This window comes from Paenibacillus anaericanus (genome assembly GCF_003994475.1).
GTDB classification, from domain to species: domain Bacteria; phylum Bacillota; class Bacilli; order Paenibacillales; family Paenibacillaceae; genus Fontibacillus; species Fontibacillus anaericanus.
Genome location: NZ_RZNY01000020.1, coordinates 61088 through 82450, shown reverse-complemented (window position 1 = coordinate 82450; position 21363 = coordinate 61088). Strand labels below are relative to the sequence as shown.

Annotated in this window: 20 protein-coding genes; 4 read left to right on the top strand and 16 right to left on the bottom strand. The window is 42.6% G+C overall.

Going from position 1 to position 21363, the window contains the following annotated elements:
* Positions 1-7 precede the first annotated feature (7 nt).
* From ribD to EJP82_RS20495, 3 genes are all read right to left on the bottom strand, one after another.
* Complete coding sequence (gene ribD / locus EJP82_RS20505; RefSeq protein ID WP_127193922.1) at positions 8-1102, bottom strand: bifunctional diaminohydroxyphosphoribosylaminopyrimidine deaminase/5-amino-6-(5-phosphoribosylamino)uracil reductase RibD; 1095 nt, start codon at positions 1100-1102, stop codon at positions 8-10.
* Positions 1089-1838, bottom strand: a complete 750-nt coding sequence (locus EJP82_RS20500; protein WP_127193941.1) for a GTP cyclohydrolase II — start codon at positions 1836-1838, stop codon at positions 1089-1091. Before EJP82_RS20500 ends, ribD begins: the two co-directional genes overlap by 14 nt.
* Positions 1839-1904: 66 nt before the next feature.
* Positions 1905-3014, bottom strand: a complete 1110-nt coding sequence (locus EJP82_RS20495; RefSeq protein WP_246054332.1) for an FAD-dependent monooxygenase — start codon at positions 3012-3014, stop codon at positions 1905-1907.
* 195 nt (positions 3015-3209) lie between these two features.
* Between EJP82_RS20495 and EJP82_RS20490 the strand changes: the two genes are divergently transcribed.
* Entirely contained in the window at positions 3210-3527 is a 318-nt protein-coding gene (locus EJP82_RS20490; RefSeq protein WP_127193921.1) for a winged helix-turn-helix transcriptional regulator, read from the top strand.
* 239 nt (positions 3528-3766) lie between these two features.
* On the opposite strand, the gene EJP82_RS20485 is transcribed toward EJP82_RS20490, so the two are convergent.
* From EJP82_RS20485 to cymR, 10 genes are all read right to left on the bottom strand, one after another.
* Entirely contained in the window at positions 3767-3976 is a 210-nt protein-coding gene (locus EJP82_RS20485; RefSeq protein ID WP_211350214.1) for a hypothetical protein, read from the bottom strand.
* 14 nt (positions 3977-3990) lie between these two features.
* On the bottom strand, positions 3991-4512 hold the full coding sequence (locus EJP82_RS20480; protein ID WP_127193919.1) for a PRC-barrel domain-containing protein: 522 nt from the start codon (positions 4510-4512) through the stop codon (positions 3991-3993).
* A gap of 104 nt (positions 4513-4616) precedes the next feature.
* Positions 4617-5768: a cysteine desulfurase family protein gene (locus tag EJP82_RS20475; RefSeq protein WP_127193918.1), complete on the bottom strand. Its 1152-nt coding sequence runs from the start codon at positions 5766-5768 to the stop codon at positions 4617-4619.
* 192 nt (positions 5769-5960) lie between these two features.
* Entirely contained in the window at positions 5961-7310 is a 1350-nt protein-coding gene (locus EJP82_RS20470) for a (Fe-S)-binding protein (RefSeq protein WP_342773690.1), read from the bottom strand.
* The gene (locus EJP82_RS20465) at positions 7303-8739 is read right to left on the bottom strand and encodes an FAD-binding oxidoreductase (protein WP_425464357.1); all 1437 of its coding nucleotides are present in this window, start codon (positions 8737-8739) and stop codon (positions 7303-7305) included. The genes EJP82_RS20470 and EJP82_RS20465 overlap by 8 nt, the downstream gene beginning before the upstream one ends.
* A gap of 358 nt (positions 8740-9097) precedes the next feature.
* Positions 9098-9934 carry a MurR/RpiR family transcriptional regulator gene (locus EJP82_RS20460; protein ID WP_425464358.1) on the bottom strand — a complete coding sequence of 279 codons (837 nt, stop codon included), beginning with the start codon at positions 9932-9934 and terminating at the stop codon, positions 9098-9100.
* Positions 9935-10001: 67 nt separating this feature from the next.
* On the bottom strand, positions 10002-11063 hold the full coding sequence (locus EJP82_RS20455; RefSeq protein WP_281278208.1) for a DUF871 domain-containing protein: 1062 nt from the start codon (positions 11061-11063) through the stop codon (positions 10002-10004).
* A gap of 18 nt (positions 11064-11081) precedes the next feature.
* Positions 11082-12500 carry a PTS transporter subunit EIIC gene (locus EJP82_RS20450; RefSeq protein ID WP_127193915.1) on the bottom strand — a complete coding sequence of 473 codons (1419 nt, stop codon included), beginning with the start codon at positions 12498-12500 and terminating at the stop codon, positions 11082-11084.
* A 26-nt stretch (positions 12501-12526) separates the two neighbouring features.
* The gene (murQ, locus tag EJP82_RS20445) at positions 12527-13414 is read right to left on the bottom strand and encodes an N-acetylmuramic acid 6-phosphate etherase (protein WP_127193914.1); all 888 of its coding nucleotides are present in this window, start codon (positions 13412-13414) and stop codon (positions 12527-12529) included.
* Between the two features lie 273 nt (positions 13415-13687).
* Complete coding sequence (gene cymR, locus EJP82_RS20440) at positions 13688-14107, bottom strand: cysteine metabolism transcriptional regulator CymR (RefSeq protein WP_127193913.1); 420 nt, start codon at positions 14105-14107, stop codon at positions 13688-13690.
* 243 nt (positions 14108-14350) lie between these two features.
* Between cymR and mnmA the strand changes: the two genes are divergently transcribed.
* Positions 14351-15469: a tRNA 2-thiouridine(34) synthase MnmA gene (gene mnmA, locus EJP82_RS20435; protein WP_127193912.1), complete on the top strand. Its 1119-nt coding sequence runs from the start codon at positions 14351-14353 to the stop codon at positions 15467-15469.
* Positions 15470-15560: 91 nt separating this feature from the next.
* On the opposite strand, the gene EJP82_RS20430 is transcribed toward mnmA, so the two are convergent.
* Positions 15561-16871, bottom strand: a complete 1311-nt coding sequence (locus EJP82_RS20430) for a replication-associated recombination protein A (RefSeq protein ID WP_127193911.1) — start codon at positions 16869-16871, stop codon at positions 15561-15563.
* Positions 16872-17218: 347 nt separating this feature from the next.
* On the opposite strand from EJP82_RS20430, the gene EJP82_RS20425 reads away from it, so the two are divergent.
* Together EJP82_RS20425 and EJP82_RS20420 are read left to right on the top strand one after the other, a co-directional pair.
* The gene (locus EJP82_RS20425; protein ID WP_211350210.1) at positions 17219-17524 is read left to right on the top strand and encodes a CD3324 family protein; all 306 of its coding nucleotides are present in this window, start codon (positions 17219-17221) and stop codon (positions 17522-17524) included.
* Positions 17525-17644: 120 nt separating this feature from the next.
* Positions 17645-18346: an HNH endonuclease gene (locus EJP82_RS20420; protein WP_127193909.1), complete on the top strand. Its 702-nt coding sequence runs from the start codon at positions 17645-17647 to the stop codon at positions 18344-18346.
* On the opposite strand, the gene EJP82_RS20415 is transcribed toward EJP82_RS20420, so the two are convergent.
* A complete protein-coding gene (locus EJP82_RS20415) occupies positions 18321-20480 on the bottom strand; it encodes a HelD family protein (RefSeq protein ID WP_127193908.1) in 2160 nt (719 codons plus the stop codon). The two genes, EJP82_RS20420 and EJP82_RS20415, sit on opposite strands and share 26 nt — an antisense overlap.
* A gap of 207 nt (positions 20481-20687) precedes the next feature.
* Entirely contained in the window at positions 20688-21272 is a 585-nt protein-coding gene (locus EJP82_RS20410) for an ArsR/SmtB family transcription factor (protein ID WP_127193907.1), read from the bottom strand.
* Positions 21273-21363: the final 91 nt, after the last annotated feature.

Below are 21363 nucleotides of genomic sequence, written 5' to 3'. Positions count from 1 at the left end.
AGATTTTTTATTTCATACTTTTTGGGAAATAAGCTGTGAGTTTTAAATCTGGGCCGATCTGCTCTACAGTCAAATCACTTAGTTGTGTAGCAGCATCCATCGTGACAGCCCCTAGTCCTTCTAGAAATGTTGGTGCTTCTTTACCACCTACTAATTTAGGTGCTAGATATAATACCAGCTTATTAGCTAGTCCCTGTGATACGAATGAAGCATTAACCTCCCCACCACCTTCAACCAGTAATGAAGATAGTTCATGCCGTCCTAGAATATCAAGCATCTGCTCTAAATTAACTCGCTGACCATCCGTAGCAAACACCTTGGCTCCCATGTCCTCAATTTCTTGTCTCTTCTTCTCATTGGTCTCGCTTCCAGTAAAAATCCAGGTTGGGGCTTGGCCATCCGTTAATACACGCGCATTTAATGGAATACGTAAATGGCTATCCACAACCACCCGCACAGGATTACGTCCTTCTGGAAGTCTCGTGTTCAACTGGGGGTCATCATGAATAACCGTACCCACACCAACCAGAATAGCGGCGCTCTCATGGCGAATCCGATGTACATCCTCCCTTGCCTGCTCAGAGGTGATCCACTTGCTATGTGCCTCGTGGGTCGCGATCTTACCATCTAAAGTAGTCGCCGATTTAAGGGTAACAAAAGGACGTTTATTCACAATGTAATGATTAAAGACTTCATTCATCTTCACTGATTCTGCTTCACAAATTCCTTGAATTACCTCAATCCCGGCATCCTGAAGAATTTTGACTCCACGACCTGCTACAAGCGGGTTGGGGTCCATCGCAGCTATAACCACTTTCTTGATTCCTGCTGCTACAATCGCTTCAGCACAAGGCCCCGTCCGTCCATGATGCGAGCAAGGCTCTAGAGTCACATAAATGGTTGCTCCTTTCGCTTGCTCACCTGCCATGCGTAATGCATGAATTTCAGCATGTGGTTCACCAGGTTTAAGATGAGCGCCAATACCCACGATTCTCCCATCATTTACAATGACTGATCCTACTTGTGGATTTGGTGTTGTCTGCCCTTTTGTTCCCTTAGCATTCTCCAAGGCTAGTTTCATATATAACTCATGCATATTCATTCAACATTCCCTCCGGCTGGGCAAAGTGTCCCGAACGAGCGACCTTAGTCTGTAAATATTTCGCGTTAAACTCCGATACATCTCCCCACAATGGTACACGACCCGTTACATTCATTCCTGCTGCTTTTAATGCATTTAGTTTCTTAGGGTTGTTTGTAATTAATTTGACAGGAAGCTCTCTAAGGAATCCGAGCACAGAGATCGCTTCATCATAATTACGAGTATCATCAGCGTAACCAAGTGCCAGATTCGCTTCAACTGTATCCATTCCTTGTTCCTGCAATAAATAAGCCATCGATTTACTAAACAAGCCTATTCCTCGACCCTCATGATCTGCAAGGTAGAACAAAGCACCACTTCCATTTTCCACAATCATCTTCATGGATTGATGCAATTGATACCCACAATCACAACGTTTACTCCCAAAAATATCTCCTGTATGACAAATGCTATGCATACGAATAATAGCATCAGTAGCATGTTCAAAATCCCCATATACTAAAACACTGGATTGTTGACCAGCCGCCAGTTCCATGGAGGGTAACTTCTTGATTAATTCTTCAAGTGTTATATCTTTATCCTCTACTGACAGCCAGTTATACCATTGAAATACCACGGTCTTTCCATCTAAATTAACAGGTAGTCTGATTGGACCAACTAATATTGTGTTTTGATGATCACCAGAAATTGTATTTACTTTATCTTTTAATAGTGAGGCTACTTTTGAATTTAACATCATAACACGTCCTTATTTATATATTATCCATGAATTAGTCCATGAGCTACCTTGTTCTATAAAAATTCAACTTGCAGTTGAAGGGATGAATTTGTCCCTATATTCAGCTTCCATCTGTAATTGTTCTTGCATTCGTTGATCCGTGGCTAAGCGACGCCCAGCCTCAAATCCTCTCAAACGGTCTTCGCTAAAATCATTATCCTTTAATGCATTAAGCAATTCATCACACAATATATCAGCATCAAGTAAGGCTTCATTTAACCCAAATGCTCCAGTTGGCGTCATGGTATGCACAGCATCCCCTATTAGCACCAACCCCGATTTGGCCCATGTTGGCGTTGTTCCTCCAAAAATATCTAGTAAGACAAAGTCTTCCCACGAGACAATATGCTCTTGAACCTGCTCCGCTAAATCCGGAAAAGAACGAATCAACCTCTCAACAAAAGGCTCAAATTTATCCTTCCTAAGTTCTGTATAAGTGCCTTTGGGAATGTTCCAACCAATTTGAATGAAACCACCTGCCTGAGTAAATAGATGAAGTTGTTGATCATCCACAATGGTTGATCGAATTACCGGTCTCCAACCTTCCGGTGCAGGAATTCGTGCCCAGAGCAAATCATATCCAAGTCCGTTCTTATTCAATGGAATGTCTGCAAGTTTTCGTACAGTTGAATATCTTCCATCTGCCCCAACCACAACAGAGCTGTGTATCTCAACGATTTGACCATCCTTACCCTTAGCCATAATTCCGTTAAATTGACCCTGCTGATTTTGCATAAGTGCTGTTATTGTTATTCCTGATAAGTAAGTAAAATGTGGATAAGCTTTCGCTTCCTCTATTAGAACCGTCAGCATATCTCTTTGCGGAATATGAATGCCTACATTGCCACCAGGTTGGTCAGGAACAATGTTGTTTACAATCTGTTTATCGAACCAATACTGAACTTCTTCAAGCGAGAGTCTTGAATGAACAGGAATCTTCTGAAGTAGTTCTCTTCTTCTCAGAAGTTGTTCACCCACATCATTTAATATTTCACCCCGAAATGCACTTCCTATGACCGATTGTTTCTCCAAGAGAATGACAGAAGCCCCCGATTGAACCAATAAACAAGCTAACAATGATCCCGCTGGACCGCCACCAACAATACAAATATCACTTTCCATCACTTGTTTCATTTTATTTTCCTCCATGCTAAGTCCCGATATCTCGCAGGTTAGAAATTTATATTTATATGTTCGAATCACAATTCAATTACTTTATGTAACTAAGTATATTTAATAAACTTTGTTACGTCAAGAAAGAAATAATTTAAATGTTACCTTGTTTATTTTAGTAAGTGATAATATAATAGAATCAAAGAGGTGATGAACATGGAACTTACACAATTATGTCCAAGGTTTGAGAAAGCAATTGAAATACTAAGCAAGCGTTGGACTACATTAATCGTCTATACTTTATTGCAAGGCCCTCAACGATTTGTAGATATCGAAAATTCTTTGCCCAATCTAAGTGGAAAGGTTCTTTCTGATCGCTTAAGGGAACTTGAAGAAGAAGGTCTTCTCACGAGAACGGTATATCCTGATAAGCCTGTCCGAATTGAATATTCCTTAACAGAAAAGGGTTACGCTCTGTCGTCTTCCATGAACAACATTCAGGATTGGGCTACACGTTGGATTCAGCTAGACTAATCTAAACAAATATCTGATTCAAAACTAAAAACCTCCAGATCCCTATAATCGGTCTGGAGGTTTTCTCATATCAAATCACACTATGTAATAAATCCAAAAAATCAAGAATAAAAGCTTACAACAAATAATAAAGTCTGATAGAGAGGACAGCATTTCGATGATACATCTAAAGTATAAAACAAGCCCCTCTTCCACAAGGGGAAAAAGGGCTCATATCGACCTATGTATTAGGCCGCAACTTATGAAGAAGCATGAATTTGCGGGAAGTCTTGTGGGATTTCCTCGCCAAAAAATAAATCATCCAAGGAACTAAGTGTTCCGTCTTCTTCGACTTGATAGACGGACATCTTCTCACCATTTACAGTCAATTCGATAAAACATCCCCAACAATAAAACTGATGGGAACCGATTTTACCAATATCCTTGGAACTACAATTTGGACATTTCATCATTCATTTATCACCTATCCATTAACAGAATTCATGGGGTTCTCTAGCAGTTGCTCACTGAGCGGGGGTACCATGATTACATTCTCCCCTTTTGTCATACCCGGTGTGTAAGGCAACATTTTGCGTCCTTCCATCACATCAGAGAAAAAACCATCGCTGATTTCAATCCCTGTAATTGTATTGCCCAACTCATGGTTAAAATAAACATCTGTAACATGTCCTATCATGGTGCCGTCCCCAGTAAGAACGGAAACTTCCTTTAATTTTCCATTACCAGTTAAGAACGTTTGTTGTATATTCTCGGCTTCCTGTTTATGGACAGCCTGTTGATTGCGAATCATTACGGCATCTTCGCCGTAAGCGACAATATCGTCCCAGAGTACAGCTTTTTTACCGGTGGAGAACATATGCTTTCCTACCAATAAAATCCCCGTTATGGTCCAATTATCATCTAGCATAATATCGAGGACTTTCCCGACTTGTTTACCGCCTTCTACATCATATACGGCTAAACCAATCATCTCCTGTAGTCTCATAAAAGAGGGTCACTCCTCGTAGCTCGTGGGTTCATACTTACTTATTGTAAAAAAAGAAACATGCATCCTCCCTTCCAAGTAATAAAAGTCAAAAAAACACCCATCTACCTATTTTTACGAATTCGGTCTAGGATGGTTCCAACTTTTTGAGCAGTATACTCTATTTCTTCAATAGTATTACCCAAACCAAAACTAAATCGAACCGCTGATCGTAAAATATTCTGTGGCAAATTCATGGCTTCCAGCACATACGAGGGTTCAAGGGATCCTGAAGTACATGCTGACCCACTAGCTACTGCTATTCCTTCCATATCCAAATTCATAAGCATCGTTTCCGTATCACATTCAGGAAAACTTATATTCACGATATGAGTGAGTTGCTTGGATGATCCTCCGTTGATGTGAAAACATCCACTGCCTACACTCTTCTCTAAGAAGTTCAGAAGGGAACTACGTAAATGCTCATCATGTTGCTTTCTTTCAGGTAATTGAGATACAGCCAGTTCTACCGCCTTAGCAAATCCTGCGATCCCCGCCATATTCTCTGTTCCCGCACGGCGTTTCCTTTCCTGCAACCCGCCATATTGAGTGGGCTCAATATTCAGGTCTTTGCGGATATATAATGCACCAATTCCCTGAGGACCGTTGATTTTATGACCGGAAAAACTCATTAAATCAACCGGAAGGTCTCGGCACGAAATAGGAACTGCACCTAATGCCTGCACGGAATCCACATGGAAAATAATATCCCGCTCACGGGTAATCGATCCAATCTCTTCAATAGGCTGAATCGTTCCTACTTCATTATTCCCGTACATAACGCTAACTAAGATTGTGTCTTGACGAATGGCATCCTGGACCTGTTCGGGGTGAACCATTCCATATCTATCAACGGGTAAGTATGTCACTTCATACCCTTGTTTCTCTAGCCTATGACATGAATGTAGTACAGCATGATGCTCAATCGCTGTCGTAATAATATGTCTTCCACGATCAGCCCTCGCCGCAGCCGTACCAAACAACGCTAAATTATCACTTTCCGTCCCGCCACTCGTAAAGACAAGCTCCTCAGCACGACAATCTAAAGCTGTTGCGATATCATCACGCGCTCCATTGACCAACCTCTTGGCATCTCTACCGAAACTATGAACACTTGATGCATTACCAAAGTGTCCCTGCATGACGGACAGCATTGTTTCAGCAACCTCTGGATGAATAGGTGTCGAAGCTGCATGGTCCAAATATATTCTTCTCATTAGTATCTCCACTCTTAATGCTATTTTAAACGGAATCACCGCCCCGAATCCGGGGCGGCAACGAAAGTTTCTCATATATGATGTGAATTTTACTTTTATTGTATATTATTTTTCACAAAAAAACTACAGTAGTATGCAAAGATGTTCAATGTAGCATGTCCCTAATTATGAAAGACGTTTCGCATAAGGTCTCTATTCATCCGCTTCACACATTCGTTCATGAAGGAAATCTACAATATGAACTGCCTTCATTTGCCCATTCAGACCATGCTGGTTAATGCCATGCATCATCTGGAGCAAACATCCGGGATTACTCGTCAGTAAATACTGCGCATCAGTTGCTCGAGCATGCTGCATTTTATGATCGAGAATCTGTCCGGACATGGCCGGTTGCGTTAAAGTATATGTTCCCGCAGACCCACAACAACGATCTGCCTCCTTCATCTCCACAAACTCTACGCCATTAACTTGCCGCATCAAACGACGAGGGGCATCCGAGGCGCGCATCACATTACGCAAATGACAAGAATCTTGATATGTGATGCGAATAGACTGATTCTCCTTGCACTCAGGGAAAACCAGTAATCTACCAAACCGAACCAGTAAGTCGCTGACGTCAATTACGCGCTCAGCAAACCATTTCGCATCATCCTTCCACTGCGCGTCCTTATGAAGTAAATGATCATATTCCAAGAGCAAAGCTCCGCACCCACCTGCATTCGACACAATATAGTCTACACCAGCAGCTTTGAAGACACGGATGTTACTACGTGCTAACGATCTAGCTCCCTCAACTTCTCCACTATGTGCATGCATGGCACCACAGCAATTTTGCTGCTCTGGAATAACAACCTCGAAACCTGCTTCTGTTAGTAGATCCACAGTGTGAATGTTTGTGTCCGCGAACAACACATCCATCAAACAGCCCCGGAACAACGCTACAGTAGCGATTGTATCACCCTTGGCCGGATGACGTATGCCAATCTGTTCGACCACTCCGTGTAATGCAACTTCAGGGAGGATCTGCTCCATCTCTCGCAGATGCTTGGGAAACATCTTCATCGCACCTGTTTTCCGAGCTAACTTACGCATACCCGAAGTCTGATAAAATCGCAGCCCTTTGCCAATCCATCTCACCCGTTTCTGATTCGGAAATATCGTTTGAAAAGCTGTACGTCTCACTAATTTCACCCATCCTCGGTGAGTTTCAGTATGATCCTCAATAGCATCCCGAGTCTGCTCAATTAACTGCCCATATTTGACATCCGCAGGACAGGCCGGTTCGCAGGCTCGACAGCCCAGACAGTGATTCATCTGTTCCTCAAACTCCACATCTGGTGCCATAATACCGTCCTTGACCGCTTTCATCAAGGCAATTCTTCCGCGCGGAGATTCTGCTTCGATTCCAGTCTCAGCAAAGGTAGGACAAGCCGGGAGACAAAATCCGCATCGCATACAGTTCGTAAGTTGATCTTCGTCCAAACGTAATCGCAGCTTCTCTGTCAATGAACTTAACCTAATATTCTCGCTTGTCTTATCCACGATCAATCACCACTCGTTTCCGTGATTCCTTAGCAAAAACTTTGCCCGGATTCAAAATATTGAACGGATCAAATGACTGTTTGATTGCTTTCATAACCTCTATTCCGCTCTTACCAATCTTCCATTCCAGAAATGGTGCCTTCACCATACCGACCCCATGTTCACCAGTAATCGTACCGCCAAGAGAAATCGCCGCCTCAAATATTTCCTCGAAAGCTGCTTCAACCCGATGAATCTCATCGGCATTGCGCGCATCTGTCAAAGCTGTCGGATGCAGATTTCCATCTCCAGCATGGCCAAACGTACAAATCTGAACCTGATGCTTTGCCGCAATTCGATTAATCTCCATGATCATATCCGCGATTTTTGAACGTGGCACCGTTGCATCCTCCAAAATCGTCGTTGGCCTAAGCCGTGCTAACGCTGTGAATGCACTGCGACGAGCTGTAAGCAGCCTCTCTGCTTCCTCTGCACTTTCAGCAACGCTAATCTGCTCCGCCTGTTCACTATTACAAATCGCTGTAATACTCGCAATATCCCGCTCTACTGATTCCATATCGCCGTCCTGCTCAATCAGTAGAATCGCTTCCATATGGAGTGGCAAGCCAAGATTAGCAAAAGCGTCAACGACACGGATCGTCGAGTTATCCAGAATCTCTAATGTAGCGGGAATGATCAAGTTCTCGATAATCTTTGATACCGTCCGGGCAGCACCGTTTAAATCTTTATACATCGCCAGCATTGTTTTTTTATATTTTGGTGGAGGAACTAGCTTAAGCGTCGCCTCCGTAATAATGGCCAGCGTTCCCTCCGATCCTACAAGCAACTTTGTCAGATCATAGCCAGCTACATCCTTCATGAGTTTGCCGCCTGTGCGGATGATATCTCCATTCGCCAGAACAGCCTCTAAGCCAATAACATAATCCTTCGTTGTCCCATATTTGAGTCCACGCAAGCCACCAGAGCATTCAGCAATATTGCCACCAATAGTCGAAATCGACATACTGCTCGGATCGGGTGGATAGAAGAGCCCTAGTTGTTCAACATGCGTCGTGAAATGCTTCGTATTGAGCCCGGGCTGCACCAAGGCTGTTAAATTCTCCAGATCTACTTCGAGAATCTGATTCATCCGATGCATCACCATAACGACTCCCCCCTGAATGGGAACGGTTCCGCCACACAGATTTGTACCCGAACCCCGGCCAATAACAGGTATACGCTGGCGGTTAAGCACCTTCATCACTTCAGATACTTGCTGCGTATTGTACGGATAAATAACTGCGTCAGGGAGCGATTGAAGCATTGGCGTACCATCATACGAATGCGTAACCAGTGATTGCATATCATCTTTCATATAAGACTCACCGACTATAGCAATAAGTTCACGTCTTACTTCTGGTTGCAACACAACCGGACACCCCCATGTCATTTATAAAAGTTAGAGCGGATAGCAAGACCTCCAGTTTATCGATATTCGAATTTTTCCGTAGCAAAATAAACTTATCGAAACGATAAATTTCAAAAGTATACAAATGCATCGCGAAATTAGTTAGAAAAAAGATAGGAACAACCTAGTAGTGGCTTTTAGAAAAAGGATGGTAAGTCGATGGATATGAACTTAATCAGAGGTTAACAAGAACGAATACAACAGTGGAGTTTTGGAGGAATGTGGACAAGCGAAGCGTTCACCTTCTAAGGAGGATTTCTCCCTCATGATCTCCAGTTCAGGAAATCCTCCTTTAATGGTGATGATAGCATCCTCCAAAACGTAACGTTACTTTCAATTATTAATCATACAGTACTTCAATCATTTGTCTCGACTTCGCTAACTGCTCCACAGTAAAATCATACTGAGCAGAAGCATATGTGCAAAAGACAATATCGAGCACAAATAATTGAGCAAATCTAGAGCTTGTTGCGGCACTACGAAGCTTGGCTTCCGGCGCACGTGCTGTAAATAAGGAAACATCCGCAAGCTGAGAAAGCTTGTTATTTCCTGGACGAGTGAGGCTAATTGTTTTTATCCCTTGTTCCTTAGCTCGTTTGACTAATTGAATAACTTCTTGTGTTTCTCCGCTATAAGAAATTCCCCAAAAGACAGCATTCTGTGATTTCGTAGCCATTGCCGCCGCTAATAAATGACGATCCGAAATAGCGTAGACATTTTTCCCAAGCCGAAGCCATTTTTGCGCTGCATCTTCTGCAATAATAAAAGAAGCTCCTATCCCGTAAACATAAATAACTTCTGCCTGTTGTAACATTTCCACAGCCTGCTCAATAGATTGTGTATCCAGTTGACTAGCTGTATTCTGGAAGGTCAGTATTGTATTCGATAATGTCTTATCAATTATAGAATGCACGGACTCGTTCGATTCAACATCAAAGTAACCAACATACTGCGTGTTCTCTACTTCTGCCGATAACCGAATTTTCAGAGCAGGAAAACCCTCTATTCCTAAAGAACGGCAGAAACGAACAACTGCTGCACTACTTGCTTCCGCATTTTTAGCCAATTCATGTATCGTCATAAACATGACTTCTTTAGCATTTGCAAGAATATATTCCGCTACTTTTTTTTCTGATTCTGGCAATTCATTTAACACTAATTCAATTTGAGATATCATACTTCCTACTACCAAAGTCCTTATCTCCTCTACTTATCAATTCCTTCCATTGTAACAAAATTTATCATTAAGAAGTAGCTGTAAAGGAATACCGACTTCCTCCTTTTCTAACATAATCCAAGAGGGGGATATCCTCTTCTATAACATAACCGATCACATTAACCCCCTCATGAGCCGGCAAATCCTTCAAGGTGATCTGCAACTCACGTTCATAGCGACCATACAGATAATTATCGACAGTAATGGTTCCTTTAGGTCGGTTGATCGTATTCATAGGCGCAATTTTGCCTTCTGTTACAAAACGCGCCTCATCTGTACGTGCATTTTCTGAGCGAACGACATCTCGAGCAGCATCTAGGCGATTCTGATGAACGATATCCCATAGTGCATAAGGTAGTTCCTTGGTTACTCTTAAAGGAATAATTCCTTCTGCATACATTTGAAATTGATGATGAGACCATTCCGAAAGCGTTAAATCTCCAACGAAGATTTTGTCCACAGCACAACTTTTTTCTAATTCCAAGTAAGCTAGAAAAGAAGACTGATGCCGATGCTTCTCTAATGTTGGCAAACTTTCAAATAATGGTTTTCTCTTCATTCCGTCTCCAGGAATAAATGCCATTGTCGTAATGCCTTCGGCCTGTAACCATTTGTTTTTCTCCATAAACGATTCTTTATCAAGACCTGTTTCTGGACGAGGATAATAATTATGCCAAGCTTCAATATTTTCAAGACAAATCTCATGATCTTTTAGTGTAGCTAAGAATTCCGGTGTTAATGTGCTCGCGTTCAAGGCTATTTTCATTTTTTGGGAATAGTCAGCAATTTCATGAGCGCTAAACCCAAAATCCATTCGCAAGCCGGTTACGACGGATGCCAATAAATAGGAAAATGAAATTTCCTTCAATGCTTTCCCAGAAATATCAGCCACCAACCCCATCCCTAACTGTTTGGCAGCGCTTGCAATTTCCAGTAAGTTCTCTTTCAATACTTCTATATCATCCTCTGGCATATGAAGTGATGTAAATATTTCTGTACAACCAGCCTCCTTCATTTCTTTCATATAACTTATATTCTCTTCTAATGTCCTATCCGCTAAAAATATTGAAATTCCCAACAATCGAATCACCTCAGTATTCCCAATAAGTTAATCCTGTTCTGCCATTGCCTCTTTTGGTACACCGAATAAATAAGTGGCGAGAAATCCACCAGCATAAGCTGCAACTAAGCCTATTACATATTTCAACCATAATCCATTCGCGATTAATGGAATTAATGCGACTCCAGACGGTCCAATTGCAATCGCTCCAACATTGCCAAATAAACCAATGACCGCTCCACCAATACCTCCACCGATACAAGCTGTAATAAACGGACGCCCTAGCGGTAAGGTTACCCCGTAAATCAATGGCTCTCCAATACCCAATATACCGACAGGAAGAGCACCTTTGATCATATTTCTTAATGATTTGTTCTTTTTACAACGAATCCACAGTGCAATGGAGGCCCCTACTTGACCCGCACCAGCCATAGCAAGAATCGGAAGTAATTGTGTCATACCTGAACTATTGATCATCTCAATATGAATAGGCGTCAACACCTGATGTAGTCCTAACATAACAAGTGGTAAGAACGATATGCCTAATACAAAACCTGAGAACGCACCACCACGTTCTAGCGTCCAGTTGATAGCTCCAATCAAATTCCCAGAAATAAATCCGGCAAATGGCATAATGAAGAAAATGGTGATCAGTCCCACAACCAATAATGCAATTGTAGGTGTAACGATAATATCGACAGCATCGGGAATAAATTTACGCAATTTTTTTTCAACGACCGATAGAATCCATACTGCGATAAGAACACCAATAACCCCGCCTTGCCCTGCCGTTAAAGGAGCACCCGTAAATATATTAAGAATCGGAAGATCAGCTGTAACACCTGTTAAAATCGTTACACCGCCGATAACTCCACCAAGAGCAGGAGTGGCACCAAATTCTTTGGCTGCATTAATACCGACATAAATGACTAGGTAACTGAAAATTGCATTTTTAATAACGTTTAATATAGTTACATATTGCTGCCAAGTCGATGCATCTAAATTTCCTGCTGTAATATTATTTGTTAGAATCGAGCCAATACCCGCAATTAAACCCGCTCCAACAAATGCAGGAATTAACGGTATAAATATATTTCCTATTTGTCGCAAAAAGTTTTTAAATGGTGTATTATTCTTTTTCTTTAATTGCGCTTTCATTTGTGCGCCCTTTGCTTGTAAATGCTCTGCCGAAGATGAACTTCCTCCCTCTACGGGATTCCCCTCTAGCAATTTGCCGAACTGTTCGGCTACTTTGGTCACGATTCCTGGTCCAAGGATGACTTGATACGTCTCATCGTCAACTACACCTAGAACACCTTCAATTTTCTTCAATTTCGCTTCTTCAATACGACTGCGGTCAACAACAGTGATGCGAAGACGAGTCATGCAATTGGTATATGAGGATACATTTGAACTACCACCGACAGCCTCTAATATTTTGACTGCCATATCATGATACTTGCTCATATTTATTCTCCTCTCTTCATTGCGGGTTATTTTATCGCTTGACGCACAAAACCTTGTGATGCTTCCAAACGTTGTACAGCTTCTTCTTTAGAAAGCCCAGTAAGAATCATCACAATTGCAATTTTCGGTTTGTGATCTGCTTGTTTCAAATAGTCTTGTGCTGTTCCAGCGTCACAATCTGTCGCATCCATTACAATACGTTTAGCACGTTCAACCAGTTTTTCATTGGTTAACTGTACATCTACCATTAAATTACCATATACTTTCCCCGTACCTATCATTGAAGCTGTTGAAATCATGTTGCAAATTAATTTCTGTGAGGTCCCAGCTTTTAAACGTGTTGAACCTGTTAACACTTCCGGTCCGTTAACGACTTCAATTGCAATCTTGGCAACTTTACCAATTGCTGAATCTTTGTTACAACTTACGGCTACAGTAGGTGTACCAATAGAATTTGCATATTCTAAGCCACCGATTACATAAGGCGTACGTCCGCTAGCGGCAATCCCTACGACAATATCTTTGGCTGTAAGCTTGATATCTTGTAGATCTTGCACCCCCAATTGTTCATTGTCCTCTGCACCTTCAACCGCTTTAATAAATGCTCTCTCTCCACCAGCAATTAACCCAACTACCTCTTCAGGCGCTGTCCCGAATGTTGGAGGACATTCAACGGCATCTAGTAAGCCGATACGTCCGCTTGTTCCAGCCCCCATGTAAATTAAGCGTCCCCCTTGTTTTATCGCCGCTATAGTCGCTTCTACCGCCTTAGCAATTTGCGGAATCTGTTGTTTAACCGCTTGTGCTACCTTTTGATCTTCTTCATTCATCACTTCTAAAAATTCAAGAGGCGTTAATTCATCCAAGTTCATTGTCTTCTTATTGCGAGTCTCTGTTGTCAAATGCTCAAACATGATTTTCATCATCCTCTTTCATTTTTGAAATCGCTTTCTAAATGCAGGATAACATCTTTGAAATAATATTTCAAGATTATATTTAAATATTTAAAATATAGTATCAAAATGCTAGAAACCATTAGGTGGGCTATATTGGAAGAATACACTCGTGTGACTTAAAAGAAACAGGGGATATGTTTTATGCGAGTTTCCAAAAAAATAAAGGACTCCATTAGGAGTCCTTTACCCTTGGTACACAAGGATTTTATTATGATCTTGAGTGTAAAAGAACTAGATATAGAACATATAGTTCTCTTTACCAGCATGCTCTTCAAATGAAATCAAACTCTCAAGTGTTGTCGAATCAAGCACGTCAGCAATACTATCACGAATACGCAACCACAAATCGCGCTTGGCTGGATCGTCCTCTTCCGTGAAATCCACTGGAGAGATAGGGCCTTCCAGCACACGGATGATATCACCAGCAGTAATATCTGCGGCTTCCTTAGCTAATATATATCCTCCGTACGCACCGCGAATACTCTTAACTAGACCAGCGTTACGCAGCGGTGCAATCAGTTGCTCCAAGTAATGCTCAGACAGTTGATTCTTCTCAGCAATACTCTTTAGGGAGGTAGGACCTTCACCGAACTTAGCGGCTAGTTCCATCATGATTGTTAGCCCATAGCGTCCCTTTGTGGAAATCTTCAAAGAAGCCACCTCTTTCAATTTTCAAGTAATATTTATATAATTGAACTTTGATCAATTAAAAATAAGGTTATAACACCCTATTCCTATCATTAACCTCAGCTTATCGTAACACATCACGTCTCTTTTTGGAAAGTAATACACATGCTTGCCCCAATTTGTTCACTAAAATTTTCAATTACCGCCGTAGGTCGTTTAAGACCAAAGCTTATGTTAAAATAACGACAGGAACAAAGGAGTGATATAATGTCGAAACCAAATAGTGAAACACGGATCGTCGTTGGTATGTCGGGAGGAGTTGACTCCTCGGTTACAGCACTACTACTGAAACAACAAGGTTATGATGTGATTGGCATATTCATGAAAAATTGGGATGATACTGATGAGTTCGGCGTCTGCACCGCAGAACAAGATGCGGAGGATGTAAGACGCGTCTGCGAACAAATTGATATCCCTTACTATACGGTGAATTTCGAGAAAGAATACTACGATAAAGTATTTGCCTATTTTCTCGAAGAATATAAGCGCGGGCGCACACCAAATCCAGATGTGATATGTAATCGTGAGATCAAATTTGGGGAATTTCTGCAGAAAGCGCTAGATCTCGGAGCGGATTATGTAGCCACTGGTCATTATGCTCGCGTCGTGAAGGATGACGCTGGAGTATTGAAGTTGCTACGGGGCGTAGATACTAATAAAGACCAAAGCTATTTCCTCAATGCATTGAATCAGGAGCAATTGTCCAAAGCAATGTTCCCGATTGGACATCTTCCCAAGCCGGAGGTACGGCGGATTGCCGAGGAAGCTGGTCTTTCTACGGCAAAGAAGAAAGATAGTACAGGGGTATGCTTCATCGGAGAACGAAACTTCAAAGAGTTTCTTAGCAATTATCTTCCCGCTCAATCAGGAAAGATGGTTGATATTGTGACTGGAGATGTAAAGGGTAATCATGATGGATTAATGTATTACACCTTAGGGCAACGCCAAGGTCTCGGTATTGGAGGATCCGGCACGGGTTCCGGCGAACCATGGTTTGTCGCTGAGAAAGACTTGGAGCGTAACATTCTCTACGTTGTACAAGGAGACAAGCATCCCAGCATGTATTCCACTAGCTTGATTGCATCGGGAGTGAACTGGATCTCAGGATCTCACAATTCACCTAAGGAACTGTTTAAATGCACAGCTAAATTCCGTTACCGTCAACCAGACCAGGGGGTTACTCTCGTTCCACGCGAAGACGGAACTCTTCTCGTTACATTTGATCAACCACAGAAAGCTATTACACCAGGACAAGCAGTTGTCTTCTACCAGGGTGAGGAATGTCTTGGTGGCGGAACCATAGAAGTTCCAGAGAAACTACAATAATAATTTATAAATAGTGTTAACAGATAGATGTAACTAAACAAGCCAGCCTTCCCGATTCATAGGGGATAGCTGGCTTGTTTTGTTGTCTCGATTAATCTTTACTTCTACGAAGCTCCTGATTATGTTTGATCTTGGCCTCATTACCTTGCTCTGTTGCCTCATAGAATGTCTTATTGGCCAGATTTGCTGGCAAATAATCTTGCTTCACATAGTGCCCCGGAAAATTATGCGGATACTCGTACCCAACATGGCCAAGCTTCTCTGCACCTTTGTAATGTCCATCTCTGAGATGTAGTGGCACTTCGGCCGACTTGACATCATCCATCGCCGACATGGCCTTTGAAATCGCCATCACAACGGCATTTGACTTCGGACTTTCGACAGCGAAGAGGATCGCCTGTGAAATATTAAGTCTGGCCTCTGGCCACCCATTGTTACGGTAAGCCTCTAAAGCACTCACTGCTTGGACCATAGCCTGCGGATTCGCAAGTCCAATATCCTCACTGCTGGCAGCGATCAGGCGCCGGATAAAGGTCATCGGATCCATCCCAAGCTTCTCGACTGCATAGAGGAACCAGAACAGTGCCGCATCACTAGAGCCACGAATACTCTTATGAAACGCAGATAAAATGTCGTATTGTGTTGATTCGTCTGCCTTTACAAGCGGCCGCCTAATCGATTCCTCTGCTACTTCCATGGTGATATGGACACTTCCATCGCTACGGGGCGGCGTTGTTAGCGCCGCAAGCTCCAGCGCATTCAAAGCTCGTCTTATATCACCATTAGCCATAGTGGCGATATGCACAAGCGCCTCATCATCCACTTCCAGGTTCATAAAGCCGAGTCCCTTATCGTTATCCTTCAGCGCTCGGTTCATAGCAATCAATGAATGTTCCTTCGTTAGTGGCTCCAGTTGAAATAATGTTGAGCGGCTCAGTAAGGCACCATTCACGTAATGAAACGGATTCTCCGTTGTTGCACCGATAAAGGTTATCGTACCTTTCTCCACCGCTGGTAACAGTGCATCCTGACGCGAACTATTGAAGCGGTGTACCTCATCTAAGAACAGAATCGTCTTCGTTCCGTAGAAGGACTTATCGCTTTGCGCTTTCTGAATCACTTCCCGAACATCCTTAACCGAAGCGTCCACCGCATTTAGTCTAATAAATTCGCCCTTCGTATGATTAGATATAATATGAGCTAATGTTGTTTTTCCACAGCCTGGAGGGCCATATAACAAAATAGAAGAAACTTGATCAGCTTCAATGGCACGACGCAGAAGTTTGCCCGGTCCTAGTATGGCTTCCTGACCAATATATTCATCCAGAGAGAGAGGTCTCATCCGATCGGCAAGCAACCGCCCAGAAGAATCACTGTCTTGCCCATATGAGAATAAATCCATTGTTTTCACTTCCTTCATGTCCTCTATTTTACCATAACGCAAGTAAAAAACATTTATAATCGTTCTTTCACTTTCTTCCCAACTCTATATATGAGTTAATATAGATGTCGGGCCGACAAAGTATTTGAAAGGAGGCTGATAGAAATGTTTTCAGTGAGTGAGGTGGTCTCTGCATAACGCAGAGACCCATAAACCGGGGGAGCTAAAAGCTCTCCCTTATTTCCATTAATAACCTATGTTAAGATAGAATCAAACCATTAACTATTTTAAGCCGAAAGGGGGATTTACGACCATGTTTACTTATCTTGTCAATCAGTTGGAAGACAGACAACGAAATAAGGAGGACCATGATCGTGAACTACAAAAATGGGAAGGATGTGCTTCCCCCTAGGCTGCTGAAAGAACTGCAGCACTACATTCAAGGCGAGCTTCTCTACATCCCTAAACCAGAACAAACTCGGGCACCTTGGGGGGAGCTTAGCGGATCACGCACATCGATTGCATTACGAAATAAGGAAATATTTATTCAGTATAGCGCTGGCCGCTCAGCTAAAAATTTAGCGGAGGATTTTTATTTATCAGAAGAAAGTATCCGAAAAGTATTATCCAAAATGCGGTTACTTAGACAAGAAGCATCTTCAGTTACGAAATGAGAACAAAGCCAAGACCTGTGCGGTCTTGGCTTTTTGGTATATCTATGAAGAAGGCGCAGGGATGAGTATAATAATTATAGTACTTACGTTATCATTCGATATGAATCAGAGGTGATATAAGTGAAGAAAGTTACTGAATCGCAGAATGATACGACTACCAAGGTATGTGCATGCTGTGGACAAATTAGCCCCTTATCACATTTTATGCGTAGAACGGGCAAAAGATCCAGTAAAGGCTCTCGGAGAGGAGCTTGCCGAAGTTGTCGCCAAATGAAGAAAGAACAACCTATCCTTCCAACAGCTGTAGCACCAACCAAAGCAAGTCATACTCCTGAATTATCCATTTCGCAACGATATCTACCTGTTGATATAGAATGTGCACCACTGCCCAAGCGCCGGATAAAACGTGCGCTACCACTCCCGCCCCCAAGAGCAGACGGTTTAGATGTAGGTATGCTCAAACCAAACCGCCATGGATTAGTTCGTATGAGAGGACGCACGGATAATGGTAGCCGTTGGCAACAAGAAGTTGACTATGATATGGCTGTTACACTCGTAAAAGAGCATGCTGCCTCAGTCGTTAATATCCATACCATCCGTCGGTTATACACCAACAGAACATTCCGCCGTTATATTCTGGACAGGGACAAGCTCACCTGCTTCTTCTGCGGGGAATATGGGGATACCATTGATCATCTATTACCACGTGCTAAGGGTGGGCACACAACACCAGTAAACTGTGTATGTGCCTGTAGCTTATGCAATCAGAGCAAAGCAGCCCGAAGCCTGGAAGACTTTATGGAAGAGTCGGATGACTTGTAATCACGATCTCTGAATTGTCCGTTGCAATATAAGTTGGAAGAGAATCGCCGTGCAGTAACCAAAGTTCATGCAGCGCACGAGTACAACCAACATATAGCAGCTTAGCATCATTTGGCCCATAGTGACTGGTATCAACATCCGTCATGATCACGGCGTCGAACTCAAGTCCTTTGGATAAATAGACGGGAAGTACCGAAATTCCTCCTGCATATTGTCCTTTATCCCCATCTATGAGATGAGCCTCAACGCCCTCACCAATAAGATATTCATACAGTTGCTTAGCTTCCTGTAAAGTACGGGTCAATAATGCGGCTGTACGGTACGAGCCAGAAAGTGCGGTTGCAAGTGCTTGCGAGATGGACGCCTCCCGTTGATCTCCCGCAGCCGATTGTAGCCGCACGGGATCACCACTACGGAATACAGGTACAGCCAACAAATCCGCACCAACGCCCCGTTTCAAGATTTCATTAGCGAACTCGATGATCTCCATTGTGGAGCGATAGCTGCGTGTCAGAGCAAAGTATCCGGTCTCCTCTGGTTGGAACAACCTGCTCATCTCATCCCAGCTCCGTACCCCTTTGTAATAATGGATACCCTGCGATAAATCTCCCAAGATGGTGAACGAATGACCTTTGACGAACCGATCCAATACAGCGACCTGGAATGGAGAAAAGTCCTGTGCCTCGTCAATGACAACATGGTCAAAGGTCATATTGCCTTCTATTTCATTGATACAGGTGAAGAGATATAATAGTGCGGCTAAGTCCTCTTCTTTGAGCATTTTTTTCTTCAAATAGGCTTGGGATTCCTTGAAAATGCTAGCTGGTATGCTCTCCGACATGTCCGGAAACCCCGTATTAGCACCCTTCTTAGCCTGAAATAGTTCTTGATATATAGCTACAGGCTCCAGCTCAGGCCATTTTTTCGCATAAGCCTTCTCCCGCAGTTGGGCCTTTTTCTTTCGCTCCTTCAGCACCGCAAGGGATGGTGACTTCTTAAGCTCCATCTCGATCCAGCGATGAATTCGTGACAACACCCGTTCCTTACGTCTCGCTACCGGGTAGTGTCTATATTCACCCTCAAACCACTGTAGAATTTCAGCATGTGAGAGTCTCGTTCCTTCCCATGGTTCGAAATCCAGTGAAGGGACGCAACATGATTCGATATTTTCCAGGAATGTATCGAGTATGGCTTTAAACTCCATCGAACCTTTGAATCTTCCCGATAACTTATCATCACCCACAACTTGTCGCTCTGTATCACTCACATCAAACCAGCGAGTTAATGCCCCTGGACCATCCGAAGGGGGAGACTCCAATCCTAGAATTTTTGCTCCCCAATCACTAAATGTACTCTGCTGAATATCTCCTACACCCAGTTCAGGAAGAACCTCAGAAATATAGTCGATGAACATGAGATTGGGTGCAAAAATAATCATTCTTTCCGCCGTTATTTGTTCTTTGTATTGATACAGCAAATACGCAAGTCGATGCAGTGCAACGGTTGTTTTTCCACTACCAGCTACGCCTTGAATGATCAACGCTGTATTTTTAGCCGCCCGAATAATTAAATCCTGCTCCGCCTGGATTGTCGATACAATATCGCGCAATCGATTATCCTTGTTCTCACCAAGCCGGTAGACCAAGAATTCGTCGGATACAGCCGGTCCTTCACTATCTTGGTTATAGGTGTCTGCAACCCGCTCCAATATTCCCTTGCGGATAACAACGTTCCTTTTCAGGTATACAAGTCCTTCAATTAAGCCTTCTGGAGCCTCATAAGAAGCAGAATCACCGCCGGTAAAGGAATAAAACAAACTAGCGAGGGGAGCACGCCAATCAATGACGATCGGCTCCTTACCTTCAGGATCACCCACACCCATTTTCCCAATATAGTACGGTGTTCGAGGCTTACCTTTTTCGCTGAAATCAAGTCGACCGAAATACGGCTCACGGAATGAACGTTCCAACTGATCTCTTTGTAATTGACGACTTTCTTCAAGCAACTGTTCTGTAAAATCATGTCCCGTATATACGGGAATACTGCGAAGCGCTAGTAATTGTCTCTCGATGTCTTCCAAGGTGCGGTCCAGCCGCGCCTTTTCTTCTTGATAGGCACTTTGAAAATCCTCCACTTTCAGTTACCTCCTAAGGTATCGTATTCCATATTGTGCTTCGCTTCAATTCAGAATCATTGTGCCGAAGTCAAAAGGAGTTTCATTATACCACCAGGAATGGAAAAAGGCGACTTCAAGCCGTTGGTTCTAATAGTTCTAAGCAAAATTCATTTAAAACAAAAAACACTTCCTACTCCAATGAGCAGAAAATGTCTTTAGAATGAATCAAGATGGTTCGTTGTCTTTCTCATCCGCCTCTTTCACCGGACCTGGATCTTTTACCAAAGAAAGAAAAAAATCGTGTTTAGCTAAATTTTCTCGTTTATCCTCAAATGGGGCACACATTTCGCGGATCTTTTGTATTAATTCCTCTGATTCTTCCTTCGTCATATACAGGGCAAGATCCGCCAGCTGACCAAAAGGTTTTTCCGAGGACCCCACAAATCCTAAGAATCTTGCTTTCTTTTGCTCAAATATATTATTAATAAGCTTTTGTGATTCCGAAATAATCATCTTTTGAACAGGTAAGGAGGCATCAGCGTGCTTAATTTGTATATCACCATCAAAAGGGAGATAATATTTTGCGATAATACCCTTTATATTTTTGGTGGAAACAAGTTTCAGTAGTCCTACCTTTTCTAGTTTTTTTACATGATAATGAACTTTTGCTGGAACCTCTCCCAATTCATCAGCTATTTCCTTTACGGTTGCAGGCCGATCCATATTGAAAAATGTATTCATAATTTGCAGCCGATAAGGATCAGAGTAGACTCTAATATCCTCCAGACTGGTCAAAATCATTTGCTCCATAATAGAACACCCCAATCAGAGCTTCCCCTAAAGAAACCTGTCTTTTCGTCTATTATAAGTTGTCTTGGGATATTATACAAAGCACATTAGC

What these genes read in the sequence shown, in the direction of transcription:
- ribD (WP_127193922.1), bottom strand. Translation starts at nt 1,102, where the DNA reads ATGAATATGCATGAGTTATATATGAAACTAGCCTTGGAGAATGCTAAG.
- EJP82_RS20500 (WP_127193941.1), bottom strand. Translation starts at nt 1,838, where the DNA reads ATGTTAAATTCAAAAGTAGCCTCACTATTAAAAGATAAAGTAAATACA.
- EJP82_RS20495 (WP_246054332.1), bottom strand. Translation starts at nt 3,014, where the DNA reads ATGAAACAAGTGATGGAAAGTGATATTTGTATTGTTGGTGGCGGTCCA.
- EJP82_RS20490 (WP_127193921.1), top strand. Translation starts at nt 3,210, where the DNA reads ATGGAACTTACACAATTATGTCCAAGGTTTGAGAAAGCAATTGAAATA.
- EJP82_RS20485 (WP_211350214.1), bottom strand. Translation starts at nt 3,976, where the DNA reads ATGAAATGTCCAAATTGTAGTTCCAAGGATATTGGTAAAATCGGTTCC.
- EJP82_RS20480 (WP_127193919.1), bottom strand. Translation starts at nt 4,512, where the DNA reads ATGAGACTACAGGAGATGATTGGTTTAGCCGTATATGATGTAGAAGGC.
- EJP82_RS20475 (WP_127193918.1), bottom strand. Translation starts at nt 5,768, where the DNA reads ATGAGAAGAATATATTTGGACCATGCAGCTTCGACACCTATTCATCCA.
- EJP82_RS20465 (WP_425464357.1), bottom strand. Translation starts at nt 8,739, where the DNA reads ATGACATGGGGGTGTCCGGTTGTGTTGCAACCAGAAGTAAGACGTGAA.
- EJP82_RS20460 (WP_425464358.1), bottom strand. Translation starts at nt 9,934, where the DNA reads ATGATATCTCAAATTGAATTAGTGTTAAATGAATTGCCAGAATCAGAA.
- EJP82_RS20450 (WP_127193915.1), bottom strand. Translation starts at nt 12,500, where the DNA reads ATGAGCAAGTATCATGATATGGCAGTCAAAATATTAGAGGCTGTCGGT.
- murQ (WP_127193914.1), bottom strand. Translation starts at nt 13,414, where the DNA reads ATGTTTGAGCATTTGACAACAGAGACTCGCAATAAGAAGACAATGAAC.
- mnmA (WP_127193912.1), top strand. Translation starts at nt 14,351, where the DNA reads ATGTCGAAACCAAATAGTGAAACACGGATCGTCGTTGGTATGTCGGGA.
- EJP82_RS20430 (WP_127193911.1), bottom strand. Translation starts at nt 16,871, where the DNA reads ATGGATTTATTCTCATATGGGCAAGACAGTGATTCTTCTGGGCGGTTG.
- EJP82_RS20425 (WP_211350210.1), top strand. Translation starts at nt 17,219, where the DNA reads ATGATCGTGAACTACAAAAATGGGAAGGATGTGCTTCCCCCTAGGCTG.
- EJP82_RS20410 (WP_127193907.1), bottom strand. Translation starts at nt 21,272, where the DNA reads ATGGAGCAAATGATTTTGACCAGTCTGGAGGATATTAGAGTCTACTCT.